This window comes from Sandaracinus amylolyticus, assembly GCF_000737325.1.
Classification (GTDB): Bacteria; Myxococcota_A; Polyangia; order Polyangiales; family Sandaracinaceae; genus Sandaracinus; species Sandaracinus amylolyticus.
In genome coordinates this window covers 9,638,827-9,652,285 of sequence record NZ_CP011125.1, presented here as the reverse complement: position 1 = coordinate 9,652,285, position 13,459 = coordinate 9,638,827, and the positions used below count along the sequence as shown (strand labels likewise).

Annotated in this window: 13 protein-coding genes; 10 read left to right on the top strand and 3 right to left on the bottom strand. The window is 72.0% G+C overall.

What is annotated here, in order from left to right; all coding sequences use genetic code 11:
- Nucleotides 1-91 precede the first annotated feature (91 nt).
- The 10 genes from pstC (at nucleotide 92) to DB32_RS40805 (ending at nucleotide 10,445) form a co-directional block, all read left to right on the top strand.
- Entirely contained in the window at nucleotides 92-1,183 is a 1,092-nt protein-coding gene (gene pstC / locus DB32_RS40845) for a phosphate ABC transporter permease subunit PstC (RefSeq protein WP_240481314.1), read from the top strand.
- On the top strand, nucleotides 1,180-2,085 hold the full coding sequence (gene pstA, locus DB32_RS40840; protein WP_053238075.1) for a phosphate ABC transporter permease PstA: 906 nt from the start codon (nucleotides 1,180-1,182) through the stop codon (nucleotides 2,083-2,085). Before pstC ends, pstA begins: the two co-directional genes overlap by 4 nt.
- Before the next feature lie 64 nt (nucleotides 2,086-2,149).
- Nucleotides 2,150-2,893 (top strand): phosphate ABC transporter ATP-binding protein PstB, encoded by a 744-nt coding sequence (pstB, locus tag DB32_RS40835; RefSeq protein ID WP_053239127.1) that lies wholly within the window; start codon nucleotides 2,150-2,152, stop codon nucleotides 2,891-2,893.
- A 513-nt stretch (nucleotides 2,894-3,406) separates the two neighbouring features.
- Entirely contained in the window at nucleotides 3,407-4,840 is a 1,434-nt protein-coding gene (locus DB32_RS40830) for a porin (RefSeq protein WP_157070269.1), read from the top strand.
- A 24-nt stretch (nucleotides 4,841-4,864) separates the two neighbouring features.
- Nucleotides 4,865-5,755, top strand: a complete 891-nt coding sequence (locus DB32_RS40825) for a phosphate ABC transporter substrate-binding protein (RefSeq protein ID WP_075097747.1) — start codon at nucleotides 4,865-4,867, stop codon at nucleotides 5,753-5,755.
- 84 nt (nucleotides 5,756-5,839) lie between these two features.
- Nucleotides 5,840-6,214, top strand: coding sequence for a hypothetical protein (locus DB32_RS47720; protein ID WP_157070267.1), 375 nt, complete (start codon nucleotides 5,840-5,842; stop codon nucleotides 6,212-6,214).
- Nucleotides 6,215-6,308: 94 nt separating this feature from the next.
- Nucleotides 6,309-7,988: a S8 family peptidase gene (locus DB32_RS40820; RefSeq protein WP_157070265.1), complete on the top strand. Its 1,680-nt coding sequence runs from the start codon at nucleotides 6,309-6,311 to the stop codon at nucleotides 7,986-7,988.
- Nucleotides 7,985-8,638, top strand: a complete 654-nt coding sequence (locus DB32_RS40815; protein WP_157070262.1) for a hypothetical protein — start codon at nucleotides 7,985-7,987, stop codon at nucleotides 8,636-8,638. Before DB32_RS40820 ends, DB32_RS40815 begins: the two co-directional genes overlap by 4 nt.
- Before the next feature lie 137 nt (nucleotides 8,639-8,775).
- Nucleotides 8,776-9,450, top strand: coding sequence for an RNA polymerase sigma factor (locus DB32_RS40810; RefSeq protein WP_169791715.1), 675 nt, complete (start codon nucleotides 8,776-8,778; stop codon nucleotides 9,448-9,450).
- Nucleotides 9,447-10,445: a tetratricopeptide repeat protein gene (locus DB32_RS40805; protein ID WP_053238071.1), complete on the top strand. Its 999-nt coding sequence runs from the start codon at nucleotides 9,447-9,449 to the stop codon at nucleotides 10,443-10,445. The genes DB32_RS40810 and DB32_RS40805 overlap by 4 nt, the downstream gene beginning before the upstream one ends.
- Here the strand turns inward: DB32_RS40805 and DB32_RS40800 are convergent, their stop codons facing one another.
- The 3 genes from DB32_RS40800 to DB32_RS40790 all read right to left on the bottom strand — a co-directional run bounded on the left by DB32_RS40800 (nucleotide 10,446) and on the right by DB32_RS40790 (nucleotide 13,384).
- Nucleotides 10,446-10,895, bottom strand: a complete 450-nt coding sequence (locus DB32_RS40800) for a hypothetical protein (RefSeq protein ID WP_053238070.1) — start codon at nucleotides 10,893-10,895, stop codon at nucleotides 10,446-10,448. It lies immediately after the preceding gene.
- Nucleotides 10,892-11,941, bottom strand: a complete 1,050-nt coding sequence (locus DB32_RS40795; protein ID WP_240481313.1) for an SMP-30/gluconolactonase/LRE family protein — start codon at nucleotides 11,939-11,941, stop codon at nucleotides 10,892-10,894. Before DB32_RS40795 ends, DB32_RS40800 begins: the two co-directional genes overlap by 4 nt.
- A 96-nt stretch (nucleotides 11,942-12,037) precedes the next feature.
- Entirely contained in the window at nucleotides 12,038-13,384 is a 1,347-nt protein-coding gene (locus tag DB32_RS40790) for a serine/threonine-protein kinase (protein ID WP_053238069.1), read from the bottom strand.
- Nucleotides 13,385-13,459: the final 75 nt, after the last annotated feature.

Sequence of the window (13,459 nt, the reverse complement as noted above, 5' to 3'; positions counted from 1 at the left end):
CACACGGCCGTCACAGAGGTCCGGTAGGAGAGGGCCGCGCGTCGATGTCCACGCCGGCATGCATCCCCGGCCTGCTTTCGCGGGAGGCCTCGTGAGCCAGTCGCGTGACGAGGTGATCGTCGCGGCGTCCGCCGCCGTGGCCCCGCCGACGACGGCCGCGCCGGCCGTGGCGGCCGTCCCGAAGCGGGTGCCCGAGGTGGCGACGATGACCCCCAAGCCGCCGCTCGGGCGCGGATATCGCGCGCCGCTGATGGACCGCATCGCGGAGCGCGTGATCCTCGTGCTCGCGACGGTGGCGGTGCTCGCGATCGCGCTGATCTTCATCTTCGTCGCGAAGGAAGCGATCCCGATCTTCTTCGAGCCCGAGGCCCAGGAGGAGATCTCGGGGCTGCTCTCGCTCTTCGTGCCGCACCAGTGGCCGGGGTACGAGGAAGCGGTCTACGTGTGGCAGCCGGTCGGCGGGACGCCGAAGTACAACATCGTCCCGCTCTTCGTCGGCACGCTGAAGATCACGTTCGTCGGGATGGTCTTCGCGGTGCCGCTCGCGGTGCTCGCGGCGGTGTTCGTGTCGCAGTACGTGTCGCCGCGCTGGCGCGACGTGCTCAAGCCCGCGATCGAGCTGCTCGCGAGCGTGCCCTCGGTCGTGCTCGGGTTCTTCGCGCTGATGCTCCTCGCGACGTTCGTGCAGGACGCGTTCGCGCTCACCTATCGCTTGAACGCGATCGTGGCGGGCATCGCGCTCGGGCTCGCGATCGCGCCGGTCGTGTTCACGGTCGCCGAGGACGCGATCACGTCGGTGCCCAAGCACTACGAAGCCGCCGCGCTCGCGCTCGGCGCGCGCAAGCACCAGGTCGTGCTGCGCGTCGTGCTGCCCGCCGCGCTTCCCGGGATCGCGGCCGCGATCATCCTCGGCTTCGGCCGCGCGATCGGCGAGACGATGGTCGTGCTCATGGCGTCGGGCAACGCCGCGGTCATGGAGATCTTCGACCCGACGACGAGCGCGCGCACCGTGACCGCGACGATCGCGAGCGAGCTCGGCGAGGTCGCGCAGGGCGACGCGCACTGGCGCGTGCTCTTCCTGCTCGGCGCGATGCTCTTCGTCGTCACGTTCGTGCTCAACCGCTTCGCGGTCGTCGTCGTCGAGCGCCTGCACAAGCGCCTCACCGCGGGCGGGCAGCAATGAGGTACGGCACCGCGGACTGGGTGCTCGCGGGGCTCTCCGGGCTCGCGCTCGCGATCCTGATCGGCGCGCTGTTCGCGATCCTCGGACCGGTCGCGGTCGAGGGCGTTCCGCGCATCGACGCGGGGTTCCTCAGCGAGGCGCCGAGCTCGGATCTCGTGGGCGGCGGCATCTGGCCCGCGATCTTCGGCACGATGCTGCTGACGCTGCTGATGACGATCGCGGTGGTGCCGATCGGCGTCGCGACCGGGATCTACCTCTCGGAGTACGCGACGCGCACCGGCGTTCTCGCGAAGATGGTGCGCGCCGCGGTGCACAACCTCGCGGGTGTGCCGTCGATCGTGTTCGGCCTGTTCGGGCTCGGCTTCTTCGTGCTGTTCATCGGACGCGGGCTCGACAGCGCGATCTACGGCGACGACGGCGGGCCTCCGGTGTGGGGCCAGCCCGCGGTGATCTGGTCGGCGCTCACGCTCGCGGTGCTCACGCTGCCGGTCGTGATCGTGACCACCGAGGAGGCGCTGCGCGCGGTGCCGCACGATCTACGCCTCGCGTCGATGGGCCTCGGCGCGACGCGCTTCCAGACGATCTGGCGCGTCGTGCTGCCCAACGCGACGGGCGGCATCCTCACCGGCGTGGTGCTCGCGGTGAGCCGCGGTGCGGGCGAGGTCGCGCCGATCATCTTCACGGGCGCGGCGAACTTCCTGCCGTACCTGCCGACCGATCTGCGCGACATGTACATGCACCTCGGCTACCACGTCTTCGCGCTCTCGACGCAGTCGCCGAACGTCGATCTCGCGCGCCCCACGCTCTTCGCGACCGTCGCAGTGCTGCTCGCGCTCACGTTCGCGCTCAACCTGATCGCGATCGTGCTGCGCATCCGCACGCGCTCGAAGACCTATGCCTGAACAGACTTCGTCGGTCCCCTCGAGCACGTCGTCGTGGACGCCGCCGTCGCCCGAAGCGGTGAAGATGCAGGCGACCGAGCTCAGCGTCTTCTACGGCGCGAAGCCGGCGATCAACAAGGTCTCGCTGCCGGTGCTGCGCAACGAGGTGACCGCGCTGATCGGTCCCTCGGGCTGCGGCAAGTCGACGTTCCTGCGGACGCTCAACCGCATGAACGATCTGATCTCGGGCACGCGCGTCGACGGCAAGGTCGTGCTCGACGGGCAGGACGTGTACGCGCGCGGCGTCGATCCCGTCGAGGTGCGGCGACGCGTCGGGATGGTGTTCCAGAAGTCGAACCCGTTCCCGAAGAGCATCTACGAGAACGTCGCCTTCGGGCTGCGGATCGCGGGCGAGAAGAACACGCGCGTGCTCGACGAGAAGGTCGAGAAGAGCCTGCGCAACGCGGCGATCTGGGACGAGGTGAAGGATCGCCTCGACACCTCCGCGCTCGCGCTCTCGGGCGGTCAGCAGCAGCGCCTCTGCATCGCGCGCGCGCTCGCGGTCGAGCCCGAGGTGATCCTGATGGACGAGCCCGCGTCGGCGCTCGATCCGATCGCGACCGCGCGCATCGAGGAGCTCATCCGCGAGCTGCGCGAGCGCTACACGATCGTGATCGTGACGCACTCGATGCAGCAGGCCGCGCGCGTCAGCGACTTCACCGCGTTCTTCTACATGGGCGAGCTCGTCGAGTACGGCGAGACCAAGCGCATGTTCACGAAGCCGCGCGAGCAGCGGACCGAGGACTACATCACGGGCCGCTTCGGCTGAGGTTCCGGAGGGGTCTTGGAAGACCCCTCCCCCCGACCGGCGAAGCCGGATCGGGGCCCCCCTCCCCGAACACTGCGCGCGGGGCCCCAGCTCCGCTTGCTTCTCGTTCGGGTCGCGGCGTGGAGGCTGATTGCGACCGAGAGCCGGATCGGCCGCCGCGCGCCGGAACGCCGTCGGCGACCCGCTCGCGTCGACGCTCGTTCGGCTGACGTTCGGGTTCGGGTGACATCGTCGGCGATGTCTCGAGCCAGGGGCTGTGTGCCCTGTCCGACGTGTCGACGTCCTAGGGGTGCATCATCGGCTGCCCCATCGTCTCGTCACGCGCCTGCGCGCGCCGCGTGCCCCAGCGCGCCTCGGGGGTGACGGCAGTGTGACGTCGATGCGACGCCGAGGCCCTCGCGCGCGGTGCGCGTCACCGATTGTCTGCTCCGTCGCGGTGTCGTCACCCACGTGACACGCAGCGCGAGTACGAAGCCGCGCGAACGAGCCTGGCTCGTCGCGGGAGGTTCACGGATGTCACGCCACAGGAGCATGGCGGTCGGGCTCGTCGCGATCGCGACGATCACGATGCCCTTCGTCGTCGGGGGCACGACGGCGGAGGCCCAAGAGAGCGACACGACTGTGACGACCGAGGCCGCGGCCGCTCCGGTCGCGCCCGACACCGACACGTCCGAGCGACCGCCCGAGGAGATCCCGCCGCCGCCCGCCGGGAGCACCGAGCCGCCCGCGGAGAGCGCGCCCGCGCCCACCACCGAGCCCGCGGCCGAAGCCGAGGAGGAGGCCGACGAAGAAGAAGAGTCGTCGCCCGAGGCGGAGGAGCCCGACGTCGAGGTGACGGCCGAGCTCGGCCGCGGCGTGGAGATCTCGGCCGGTGACGCGTTCTCGCTCCAGCTCCGCGCGCGCGTGCAGGTGCAGGCCGCGCTCGCGCACGCGACGCAGACCGCGATCGACGCCGGCGCCGACGAGCACTGGGCGCTCGACTTCCAGATCCGCCGAATGCGGCTCGTGTTCGCGGGCCACGCGCTCACGCGCGACCTCCGCTACTACATCCAGCTCGGCTTCTCGCCGCGCGACATGGAGCGCGACCTGCTCGTGCCGGTGCGCGACGCGTATCTCAACTGGCAGGCGCACCGCGACATCGGCGTGCGCTTCGGCCAGATGAAGGTGCCCTACGGCCTGCAGCGCGTGGTCTCGTCGTCGGCGCTGCAGTTCGTCGATCGCTCGAGCGTCGTCGCCGAGCTGAACCTCGACCGTGACATCGGCGTCACGCTGATCTCCGAGGATTTCCTGGGCCTGAACGGTCTCCTGCAGTACCAGGCGGGCCTCTTCGGCGGTCGTGGGCGCAATCGTTTCGGTGGCCTCGACTCGGCGCTCGTCGCCGGCATGGTGCGCGTGAATCCGTTCGGCTCGTTCGATCACCTCTCCGAGGGCGACATCTCGCGCAGCATGCAGCCGCGTCTCTCGATCGGCGCGAGCGCCGCGTACAACATCGACTCGAACCGCGCGCGCAGCACCCACGAGAACGTGCTGCAGGTCGCGCGCTTCGACTACCTGCACCTCGACGCCGACGTGCACTTCAAGTGGGCGGGCTTCTCGTTCCTCTCGGAGATCATGTACCGCGAGGCGAACCAGCCCTCGGCGACCGGCACCGTCGACGGCGAAGACGTGACCGAGTACAGCCGCTCGGCGTGGGGCTGGTTCGCGCAGGCGGGCTACGTGCTGCCGCCGATCCCGATCGAGTTCGCCGCGCGCTACGGCGAGACGCGCCCGCTCGATCAGAACGACCCGGCTGCCGAGTTCTTCTTGCTCCGCGAGCTCGGCGGCGCGGTCAGCTACTACATCGCGCAGCACGCGCTGAAGGTGCAGCTCGACTACTTCTACTACTTCGGCGACGACCCGCGCGCGGAGCGTCATCAGGTGCGCCTGCAGGCGCAGCTCTACTTCTGATCGGGCTCGGGGAGGATCGAAACGATGCGTGCTCTCAACGTCTCTCTCGCGAGCGCGTGCGCGCTCGCTCTGGCGCTCGCCGCGTGCAGCGGAGGTCATCGTGATCGCGGCCGTGGCCAAGAGGAAGGCGCGGCGACCACCGAGGGCGCGGGCGCGCGGCTGAGCTTGAAGGGCTCGGACACGATGGTCGTGCTCGCGCAGCGCTGGGCCGAGGGCTACTCGCGCAGTCATCCGGGCAACACCGTCGAGGTCTCGGGCGGCGGCAGCGGCACCGGCATCGCGGCGCTGCTCAACGGCACGACCGACATCGCGAACGCGAGCCGCCCGCTGCGCGAGTCGGAGCGCACGCAGCTCACTCAGAACGGCGTGGCGCCGACCGAGACGCGCGTCGCGCTCGACGCGCTCGCGGTCTACGTGCACCAGGACAACCCGGTGCAGTCGCTCACGATGGATCAGCTCGCGCAGATCTATCGCGGACAGATCACGAGCTGGTCGGCGGTGGGCGGGCCCGATCGCCCGATCGTGCTCTACAGCCGCGAGAACAACTCGGGCACCTACGCGTACTTCAAGGAGCACGTGCTCGACGACGCCGACTTCGCGGTGACCGCGCAGACGCTCCCCGGCACCGCCGCGGTGATCAACGCGGTGTCGCGCGACGCGGGTGGGATCGGCTACGGCGGCATCGGCTACGCGTCGGGCGTGCGCACCGTCGCGATCGCGGGCGAGGACCGACAGCCGGTCACGCCGACGATGGAGAACGCGACGTCGGGTCGTTATCCGCTCGCGCGCTTCCTGCTGATGATCACGCGCGGCGAGCCGAGCGGGACGTCGCGCGAGTTCCTCGACTGGGTGCGATCCCCCGACGGTCAGGCGCTGGTCGAGCAGGCCGGGTTCTACCCGCTGCCCTCGAGCTGATCGCCCCATCGCCGTCGGGAGAGAGAGGAGCCGACGCGCCGCGAGGTGCGTCGGCTTCTCCTTTTTGTCGCGAGATCGCCGCGCGTGAGGTTCGTCTGCCTGTCGGGCACGCCGAACGCTGTTCGTCGCGGTGGTGGGTGCCTGATGGGCATGCCGAGCGCTGCTCGCAGCGATGGTGGGTGCCTGTCGGGCACGCCGAACGCTGCTCGTCGCGGTGGTGGGTGCCTGATGGGCACGCCGAACGCCGTTCGTCGCGGTGGTGGGTGCCTGTCGGGCACGCCGAACGCTGCTCGCAGCGATGGTTCGTGCCCGATGGGCACGCCGAGCGCCGTTCGTCGCGATGGTGGGTGCCCGATGGGCACGCCGAACGCCGTGCGTGGCGGTGGTCGTGCTGTCGGGCACGTCGAGCGCCGCACGCGCGTGTCTCACACCCTGACACCGATCTCGTCGGTGCGTTGATCGTTTCGCGGTGCGCTCGGCCCCTAGAGGGTCGTCCACAACACGCCGGGGCCGCGATGCACCACGCGTCGCGCGAGAAGGCGAGGAGGAGCGCATGTCGAAGACGATGCGCGCGGTGGTGCTCTGCGCCGCCGCGCTCGGAGGCTGTGTCGCGCCCACGAGCGATGCGATCGACGACACGGGCGAAGACGCGCCCGCATCGATCGAGAGCGAGCTGCTGCCCGGCGCGCTCGACGTCGACGCGATGGAAGTCGGGCCGATCGAGGGCCGCTACATCGTCATGCTCGATCGCGAGTGGCTCGACGAAGAGATCGCGCGCGCGCCGCTCGAGCCGCGCGTTCCCGGCGACGAGCTCGCGCCCGGCACCGCGGTCATGCACGACCCCGCGATGCTCGAGGACCGCGCGCGCGAGGTCGCGGCGGACCACGGCGTCGCGTTCGTCCACACGATCGGCATCATCGACGGCTTCGTCGTCGAGGGCGCGAGCGCTGCCGCCGTCGATCACCTGCGCGACGACGCGCGCGTCGACGTCGTCGAGCAGGACGAGATCATCCGGCTCTACGCGACGCAGTCGAGCGCGACGTGGGGCCTCGACCGCCTCGACCAGGACGATCTGCCGCTCGATCGGAGCTACACGTACAGCTCGACGGGCGCGGGCGTCACCGCGTACATCGTCGACTCGGGCCTCCGCGACACGCATCGCGACTTCGCAGGTCGCGTGCGCGCCGGCGTGACCTACGTGAACGACGGCCGCGGCACCGGCGACTGCAACGGGCACGGCACGCACGTCGCGGGCACCGTCGCGGGCACGACGTGGGGCGTCGCGAAGGAAGCGCTGATCGTCCCGGTGCGCGTCTTCGGATGCAGCGGCAGCGGCTCGAGCTCCGGCATCCTCACCGGGCTCGACTGGATCGTGCGCTCGCGGAGCGGTCCGGCGGTCGTGAACATGAGCCTCGGCGGTCCCGCGTCGACGGCGAGCGATCGCGGCATCAGCAACACGACGGGCGCAGGCGTGACCGTGGTGGTCGCCGCGGGCAACGAGTCGCAGGACGCGTGCAACGTCTCGCCCGCGCGCGCGCCGAGCGCGATCACCGTCGCGGCCTCGACGTCGCGCGACGTGCGCGCGTCGTTCTCGAACTTCGGTCGTTGTGTCGATCTCTTCGCGCCCGGCCAGGCGATCACGTCGGCGGGCACGTCGTCGGACACGGCGAGCACCTCGATGAGCGGTACCTCGATGGCGTCTCCGCACGTCGCGGGCGTGGCGGCGCTCGTGCTCGGCGTGAACCGCGCGGCGACGCCCGCCGACGTGATCGCGACCCTCCTCGCGGGCGCGGTGAACGGCAAGATCGGCGATCTCCGCGGCTCGCCGAACGTGCTCCTCTCGGTGCGCCGACTGAGCGGCGGCACGATGCCGGATCCCGATCCCGAGCCGGATCCCGATCCCGAGCCGGATCCCGATCCCGGCACGCCGTGCACCGGCTGCGAGCGCTTCACCGGGACGCTCTCCGCGGGCGCCCGCCAGACCCAGCCGGGCGGCACGTACTTCGAGGCGCGCGCGGGCACCCATCGCGCGATCCTCCGCGGCCCCGCGGGCACCGACTTCGACGTGCGCCTCTACCAGTGGAACGGCAGCGCGTGGACCGAGGTCGCGAGCTCGCTGAGCCCGCAGTCGACCGAGCAGATCACCCACACCGCGAGCGCCGGCTACTTCACGTACCAGGTGCACGCGTACTCCGGCTCGGGCAGCTACGAGCTGTGGATCGGGAGGCCGTGAGCAGCGCGGCCCACGGCGCTCGCATCGTGGCGGCGATCACGCTGGTGATCGCCGCTTCGGCGTGCGAGGGCGCCGCGCTCGAGGGTGGCTCGCGCCGCGCCGGCGGCGCGCTCGCGTGCGCTCCGATCTGCGACGACGCTGCGTCTTCCGACGGCAGCACTGCGTGCTCACCGGGGACGCGTTGCGTCGCGGGGCGCTGCGTCGGATGGGCGCTGCGCGATCGCTGCACCGTCGATCTCGAGTGCGGCACCACGCGCTCGATCTGCGGCACGAACGACGACTGCGCGGTCGGTGAGGTCTGCGTGGATCCCGGCGGCGGCGTCGGGCGCTGCGCGTGGGTGCAGGACCCGGGCGTCGCATGCGACGGGTTCGGGATGGAGATCGATCTCGCGCCGATCGCCGGCGGCGCCGCGGTGCGGGTGTGCGTCGAGGGCGGCGCGACGTGCCGCGGCGGCTCCTGCAGCGAGGGCTGCGAGAGCGACGCGCAGTGCACGCGCCCGGGCGCGCCGTGGTGCGACGCGGTGCTCGGCGAGTGCGTGTGCCGCGGCGACGAGGACTGCGTCGGGCCGGGCGGCGCGCGCTGCGTCGACGGCGTGTGCATCGGCGGCGGGGAGACCGGTGAGTGCTCCGAGTCGACACCCGCGATGTGAGGAGGTACATGGGGATGTACGTCGATCTCTCACGAAAAAGCGAGGTCTCACGGCCCCGAGTGATCGCTCGGGCCGGGATGCATCCCCTAGAGTGTCGCCCCGGGAGCTCCCCGCGGGTGATGCAGCAGGACGGCGGAATGAGCGACTCGGGGCTTCTGCGGGTCATCGACGAGGGCGCGGGCGACGGCGCGCGAGAGCGCGCGTTCCCGCCACGCGAGCGCACCGAGTCCGGCATGCGAGCGCGTGATCCCTCGACGGTGCTCGCGTTCGCGGCGATGCAGGGCGACTCCGACGCGCTCGAGGCGCTGCTGCGCGACCTGGCGCCCACGCTGCTCGCGGTCGTGCGCGCGGTGCTCGGCGTCGGGCACCCGGATCGCGACGACGCGCTGCAGGAGTCGATGATGGCGGTCGTCGACGCCCTGCCGGCCTTCGAAGGGCGCAGCAGCATCACGCGCTACGCGAGCCGCATCGCGCTGCGCCTCTGCCTCGAGCGCCGCAAGCGCGCCCAGCGCTACCGCCAGCAGGTCGCGCTCGTCGAGGAGATCGACGCGCTCGCCGCGATCGGCGAGGACGACGGCGAGGCGTCGCGCCGTCGCGAGGCGCTGCGCGGGCTGCTCGAGCAGCTGCCCGAGGTCCAGGCCGAGACGCTCGCGCTGCGGGTGTGCCTCGGCCTCTCGCTCGAAGAGGTCGCCGAGGTGACCGGCGCGCCGCTCAACACGGTGCGCAGCCGGGTGCGTCTCGCGCGCGAGTCGCTGCGGCATCGCATCGAGTCCGATCCCACGTTGGCCGAGCTGCTCGGAGGGGCCCGATGAAGCCCACGGATCGCGGGAACGGCACGCCGTCGCCGGAGCGCAGCACGGTGGAGGGCTGGGTCGACGTGGCACGCCGCGGCGATCCCGACGCGGCCGAGACGCGCCGTGCGCGCATGCTCGTCGCGTCGCATCGCGAGGCGAAGCTCGAGTCGACGCTGATGTCCGACTTCGACGCGGCGCGCGCGCCGCGCGAGGGCGACGAGAAGATCGTCGACGACGTCGTCGCGAAGGTGATGGCCGCGCGGATGCGCCGCAGCAGCGAGCGGCTGCGCCCGCCGTCCGCGGCCGATCGGCTGCGGGTCGAGACCGAGCGCGCCGAGGCCGAAGCGCGACGCCGCGCCGAGGAAGAGCGCGCGCTCGCCGAGGGACCGCGCGTCGCGAACGCGATCGCGACGCCGGGGCCGCAGCAGGCGCTGCAGATCGAGCGCAAGCCGCTGCGCGGCGTGGGCATCGCGCGGGTCGCGGGCACGCTCAGCGCGGGCATCGCGCTCGGCGCGCTGATCGCGTTCGTCGCGGTCGAGGGCTTCGGGGTCCGCATCGCGCCCGATCCCGATCACGGCACCGCGCCCCGCAGCGCGGCGATCGACGCGCGCCGCGAGCCTCGCGAGGCACCGCCTCCGCCGCGCGATCCGCGCGAGGTCGCGGTCGAGGACGCGCTCGCGATCCTCGAGGTCGAGTCGGGCGATCACGCGTCGTCGCGCCGCCTCGAGGGCGCGCGTCGTCTGATCGAGCGCGGCGAGCTCGCGCGCGCCACGCGCGTCCTTCGCTCGATCTCGCGCCGCTGGCCGCGCCGCAGCGAGGCCAACGCCGCGACGCTCGCGCTCGGTCACGTGTACCTCGCGCTCGGCTGGCCGCGCTCGGCGGAGCGCGTGTGGAGCCGCTGGGTGCGCCAGCACCCGCACGAGCGGCACGCGCTCGAGATCCGCGCGCGCCTCGCCGAGCTCGCGACGATCGACACCAGCGCGATCGGCGAAAGCGACGACGACGGGCGCTGATCAGAACACGCCGTCGATGCGGATGCCCCCGGGCGTCGGCGCGATCGTGAGCGCGACGTTCGGGGGCTGGTCGTGGATCGCGTCGGAGAGCGCGACGATCGCGTGCACGAGGTGGAACGTGCCCGCGAGCGCGAACCCGAGCACGTACGTCACGTCGAACCACGGGACCTGGTGGTCCGAGGTCGCCGCCGTCGCGGCGTAGGTCCCCGCCCACGCGAGCTCGAGCGTCGCCCACGCGATCTCGGCGAACGCCCAGCCCTCGGGCATCGAGCGCCGCTCGGCCGCGTAGACGATGTCGGCGATCAGGAACGTGATCTCACCGGGCGCGATCGGGATCAGCACGAGCGCCGACGAAAGCTGCGGGCCCGAGACGCCGCCATCCGCGCGCGCGAGGCCCGGCGTGATCGCGACGAAGAGCGCGAGCGTCGCGGCGAGCACCGTCGTCTTCACGGGATCCCCGCGATCACGAGGCCACTCACTCGGTAGAGCCCGGTGCGCGCGGTGACGTAGAGCGTGCGTCGATCGGCGTCGCCGAACGCGCAGTTCGCGGGCTGCTCGTCGATCTCGATCGTGCCCCACTCGCTGCCGTCGGGGCGCAGCACCATCACGCCTCGGCTGCTCGTGACGTAGAGGTTGCCCGCGACGTCGACCGCGAGGCCGTCGCTGCCCGGCGTGTCGTCGGTCAGCACGCGCGGCGGCGAGAGCGAGCCGTCGTCCTCGACGTCGAAGACGCGCACGCGACCGTGCTGGCTGTCGGCGACGTAGAGCAGCGACTCGTCGGGCGAGAGCGCGATGCCGTTGGGGCGGGTGTCGAGCGCGCCGCGATCCTCGACGTGCAGCGTGCCGCTCGGATCGATGCGGTAGACGCCGTGGAAGTCGGTCTCCTGCGCGCGACCCTCGAGCCCGTAGGGCGGATCGGTGAAGTAGATCGTGCCGTCGCGCGCGACGATCAGATCGTTCGGCGAGCTCAGCGTGTCCCCGTCGATCTCGGTCGCGAGCGGGACCCACGTCGTGCTGCCCGGGCTCTGCTCGCGCGCGACGCGACGGCCGACGTGCTCGGCGCGCAGCACGCGTCCTTCGCCGTCGATCGCGAGCCCGTTCGAGCCGCCGCTCGGCATGGCGAACAACGTGATCGTCGAGGGGGGCGCGAGCTGGTGGATGCGATTGCGCGGGATGTCGCTGAAGATCAGCACGCCGCGCTCGGGGAGCCACTGCGGGCCTTCCACGAAGCCGAAGCCGCCCTGCACGCGCGTGACCTCGACCGAGCCGCCGAGCGGATCGACCGGCGGGCCCGCGTCGACCGGCGTGAACGCATCGGGCATCGCGACGAGCGCGTCGATCGGTGTCGACGCATCGAGCGGCGCCGACGCATCGATCGGCGCCGAACCGTCCTGGCGTGGACCGCCATCGAGCGCGGCGGTCGTGTCGTCGTCCCCGCAGCCGAGCATCACGCCTGCGATCGTCGCGACCGCGATTCGTGCTTTCCAGTCGAGCATGGACGAGAGTCTACCGGTGCGCGCCAGTGCCAGCGCTGGCACTGCCAGTGCCAACGCTGGCACTGCGAGTGCCAGCGTTGGCACTGGAGACGCGCATCACTGCGCGCGCGCGGCGCGCAGCGCGGCCTCGACCTCTTCGAGGTCCGAGCTCTCGGGGTCGAGCTCGCGTGCCCGCGCGAGCTCGCGCTCCGCGTCGTCGAAGCGCCGCCGCTCGAGGTGATCGCGCGCGCGATCGATCGCGTCCTTCGCGGCGTCCTCGCGCTCGAGCCGCGTCATGCTCGCGATGCCCGAGTCGCGTCCCGCAGCGCCGGCGTCGACGCTCGCGCCCGCGTCGATCACGACGATGCCCGCGTCGACGTCGAGCTCGGCGCCCGCCTCGCGCGCGGCGCGCACCACGATGCCGCCACCTGCGCCCGCGTCCTCGTCGGCGATCGCGGCGTCACCCGCGTCCTCACCGACTCCGAGCGCCGGCAGCCCGCCCAGCCCGAGCACCAGCGCGACGCCGATCACCGCGCCGCCGATCAGCACGCCGCCGAACACCCACGCGCCGCCGCCGCGACGCGCCGGGCGCGCGGGCATCGTCGCGCTGCCCTCTTCGATCAGCCCCGCCTCGACGAACGCGTGATCGAGCGCCTCGACCATCTCGATCGCCGAGCCGAAGCGCGCCTCGGGATCCTTCGCGAGCCCGCGCAGCACGACCGCGTCGACCTGCTTGGGCAGCGAGCGCGTGCCCGCTTCGCTCGGCGGCGGCGGCGTCTCGTGCACGACGGCGTGCGCGACCGAGATCGCGTCGTCGCCCGGGAACGCGCGCACGCCGCTCACCAGCTCGTAGACGACCGCCGCGAACGAGAAGAGATCGCTGCGCGCCGAGTAGCTGCCCTTCGCGAGCGTCTCGGGCGCCGCGTAGCACGGCGTGCCGAGGAACTGCCCTTCCTTCGTGAGCGCGGCATCGGGCACCCGCGCGACGCCGAAGTCCGCGAGCTTCGCGCGCCCGTCCTCCGCGACGAGGATGTTGTCGGGCTTCACGTCGCGGTGGATGATCCCGGCTGCGTGCGCGACGTCGATCGCGCCCGCGATCTGCGCCGCGACGTCGATCACCTCGGCCGGCGGCAGCGCGCCGCGGCTCCGCAGGATGTGCTTGAGCGTCGAGCCCGGGACGTACTCGAGCACCAGGAAGGGCCCGAGCCCGTCCTCCTCGCCGACGTCGTACACCGCGACGATCGACGGGTGCGAGAGCCGCGCGGCGGCGCGCGCCTCGTTCTTGAAGCGCTCGAGGAAGCTCTTCTTGTGCTTCTCGTCGAGATCGAGGTCGCGGACCGTCTTGATCGCGACCTTGCGATCGAGCGCGGGATCGCGCCCGAGGTAGACGGAGCCCATCGCGCCCTGCCCGAGCAGGCGGTCGACGACGTAGCGTCCGATCTTCTCCGGGATCTTCCCGTGCATCCTGAGGGCGGGGAGAGTGTCGCGGATTCCGGCCGCGCGCCAAAGAGGATCGGAGGGTGGGTGCGCAGAGCACTC

What these genes read in the sequence shown, in the direction of transcription:
- pstA (WP_053238075.1), top strand. Translation starts at nt 1,180, where the DNA reads ATGAGGTACGGCACCGCGGACTGGGTGCTCGCGGGGCTCTCCGGGCTC.
- pstB (WP_053239127.1), top strand. Translation starts at nt 2,150, where the DNA reads ATGCAGGCGACCGAGCTCAGCGTCTTCTACGGCGCGAAGCCGGCGATC.
- DB32_RS40830 (WP_157070269.1), top strand. Translation starts at nt 3,407, where the DNA reads ATGTCACGCCACAGGAGCATGGCGGTCGGGCTCGTCGCGATCGCGACG.
- DB32_RS40825 (WP_075097747.1), top strand. Translation starts at nt 4,865, where the DNA reads ATGCGTGCTCTCAACGTCTCTCTCGCGAGCGCGTGCGCGCTCGCTCTG.
- DB32_RS40820 (WP_157070265.1), top strand. Translation starts at nt 6,309, where the DNA reads ATGTCGAAGACGATGCGCGCGGTGGTGCTCTGCGCCGCCGCGCTCGGA.
- DB32_RS40810 (WP_169791715.1), top strand. Translation starts at nt 8,776, where the DNA reads ATGAGCGACTCGGGGCTTCTGCGGGTCATCGACGAGGGCGCGGGCGAC.
- DB32_RS40805 (WP_053238071.1), top strand. Translation starts at nt 9,447, where the DNA reads ATGAAGCCCACGGATCGCGGGAACGGCACGCCGTCGCCGGAGCGCAGC.
- DB32_RS40795 (WP_240481313.1), bottom strand. Translation starts at nt 11,941, where the DNA reads ATGCTCGACTGGAAAGCACGAATCGCGGTCGCGACGATCGCAGGCGTG.
- DB32_RS40790 (WP_053238069.1), bottom strand. Translation starts at nt 13,384, where the DNA reads ATGCACGGGAAGATCCCGGAGAAGATCGGACGCTACGTCGTCGACCGC.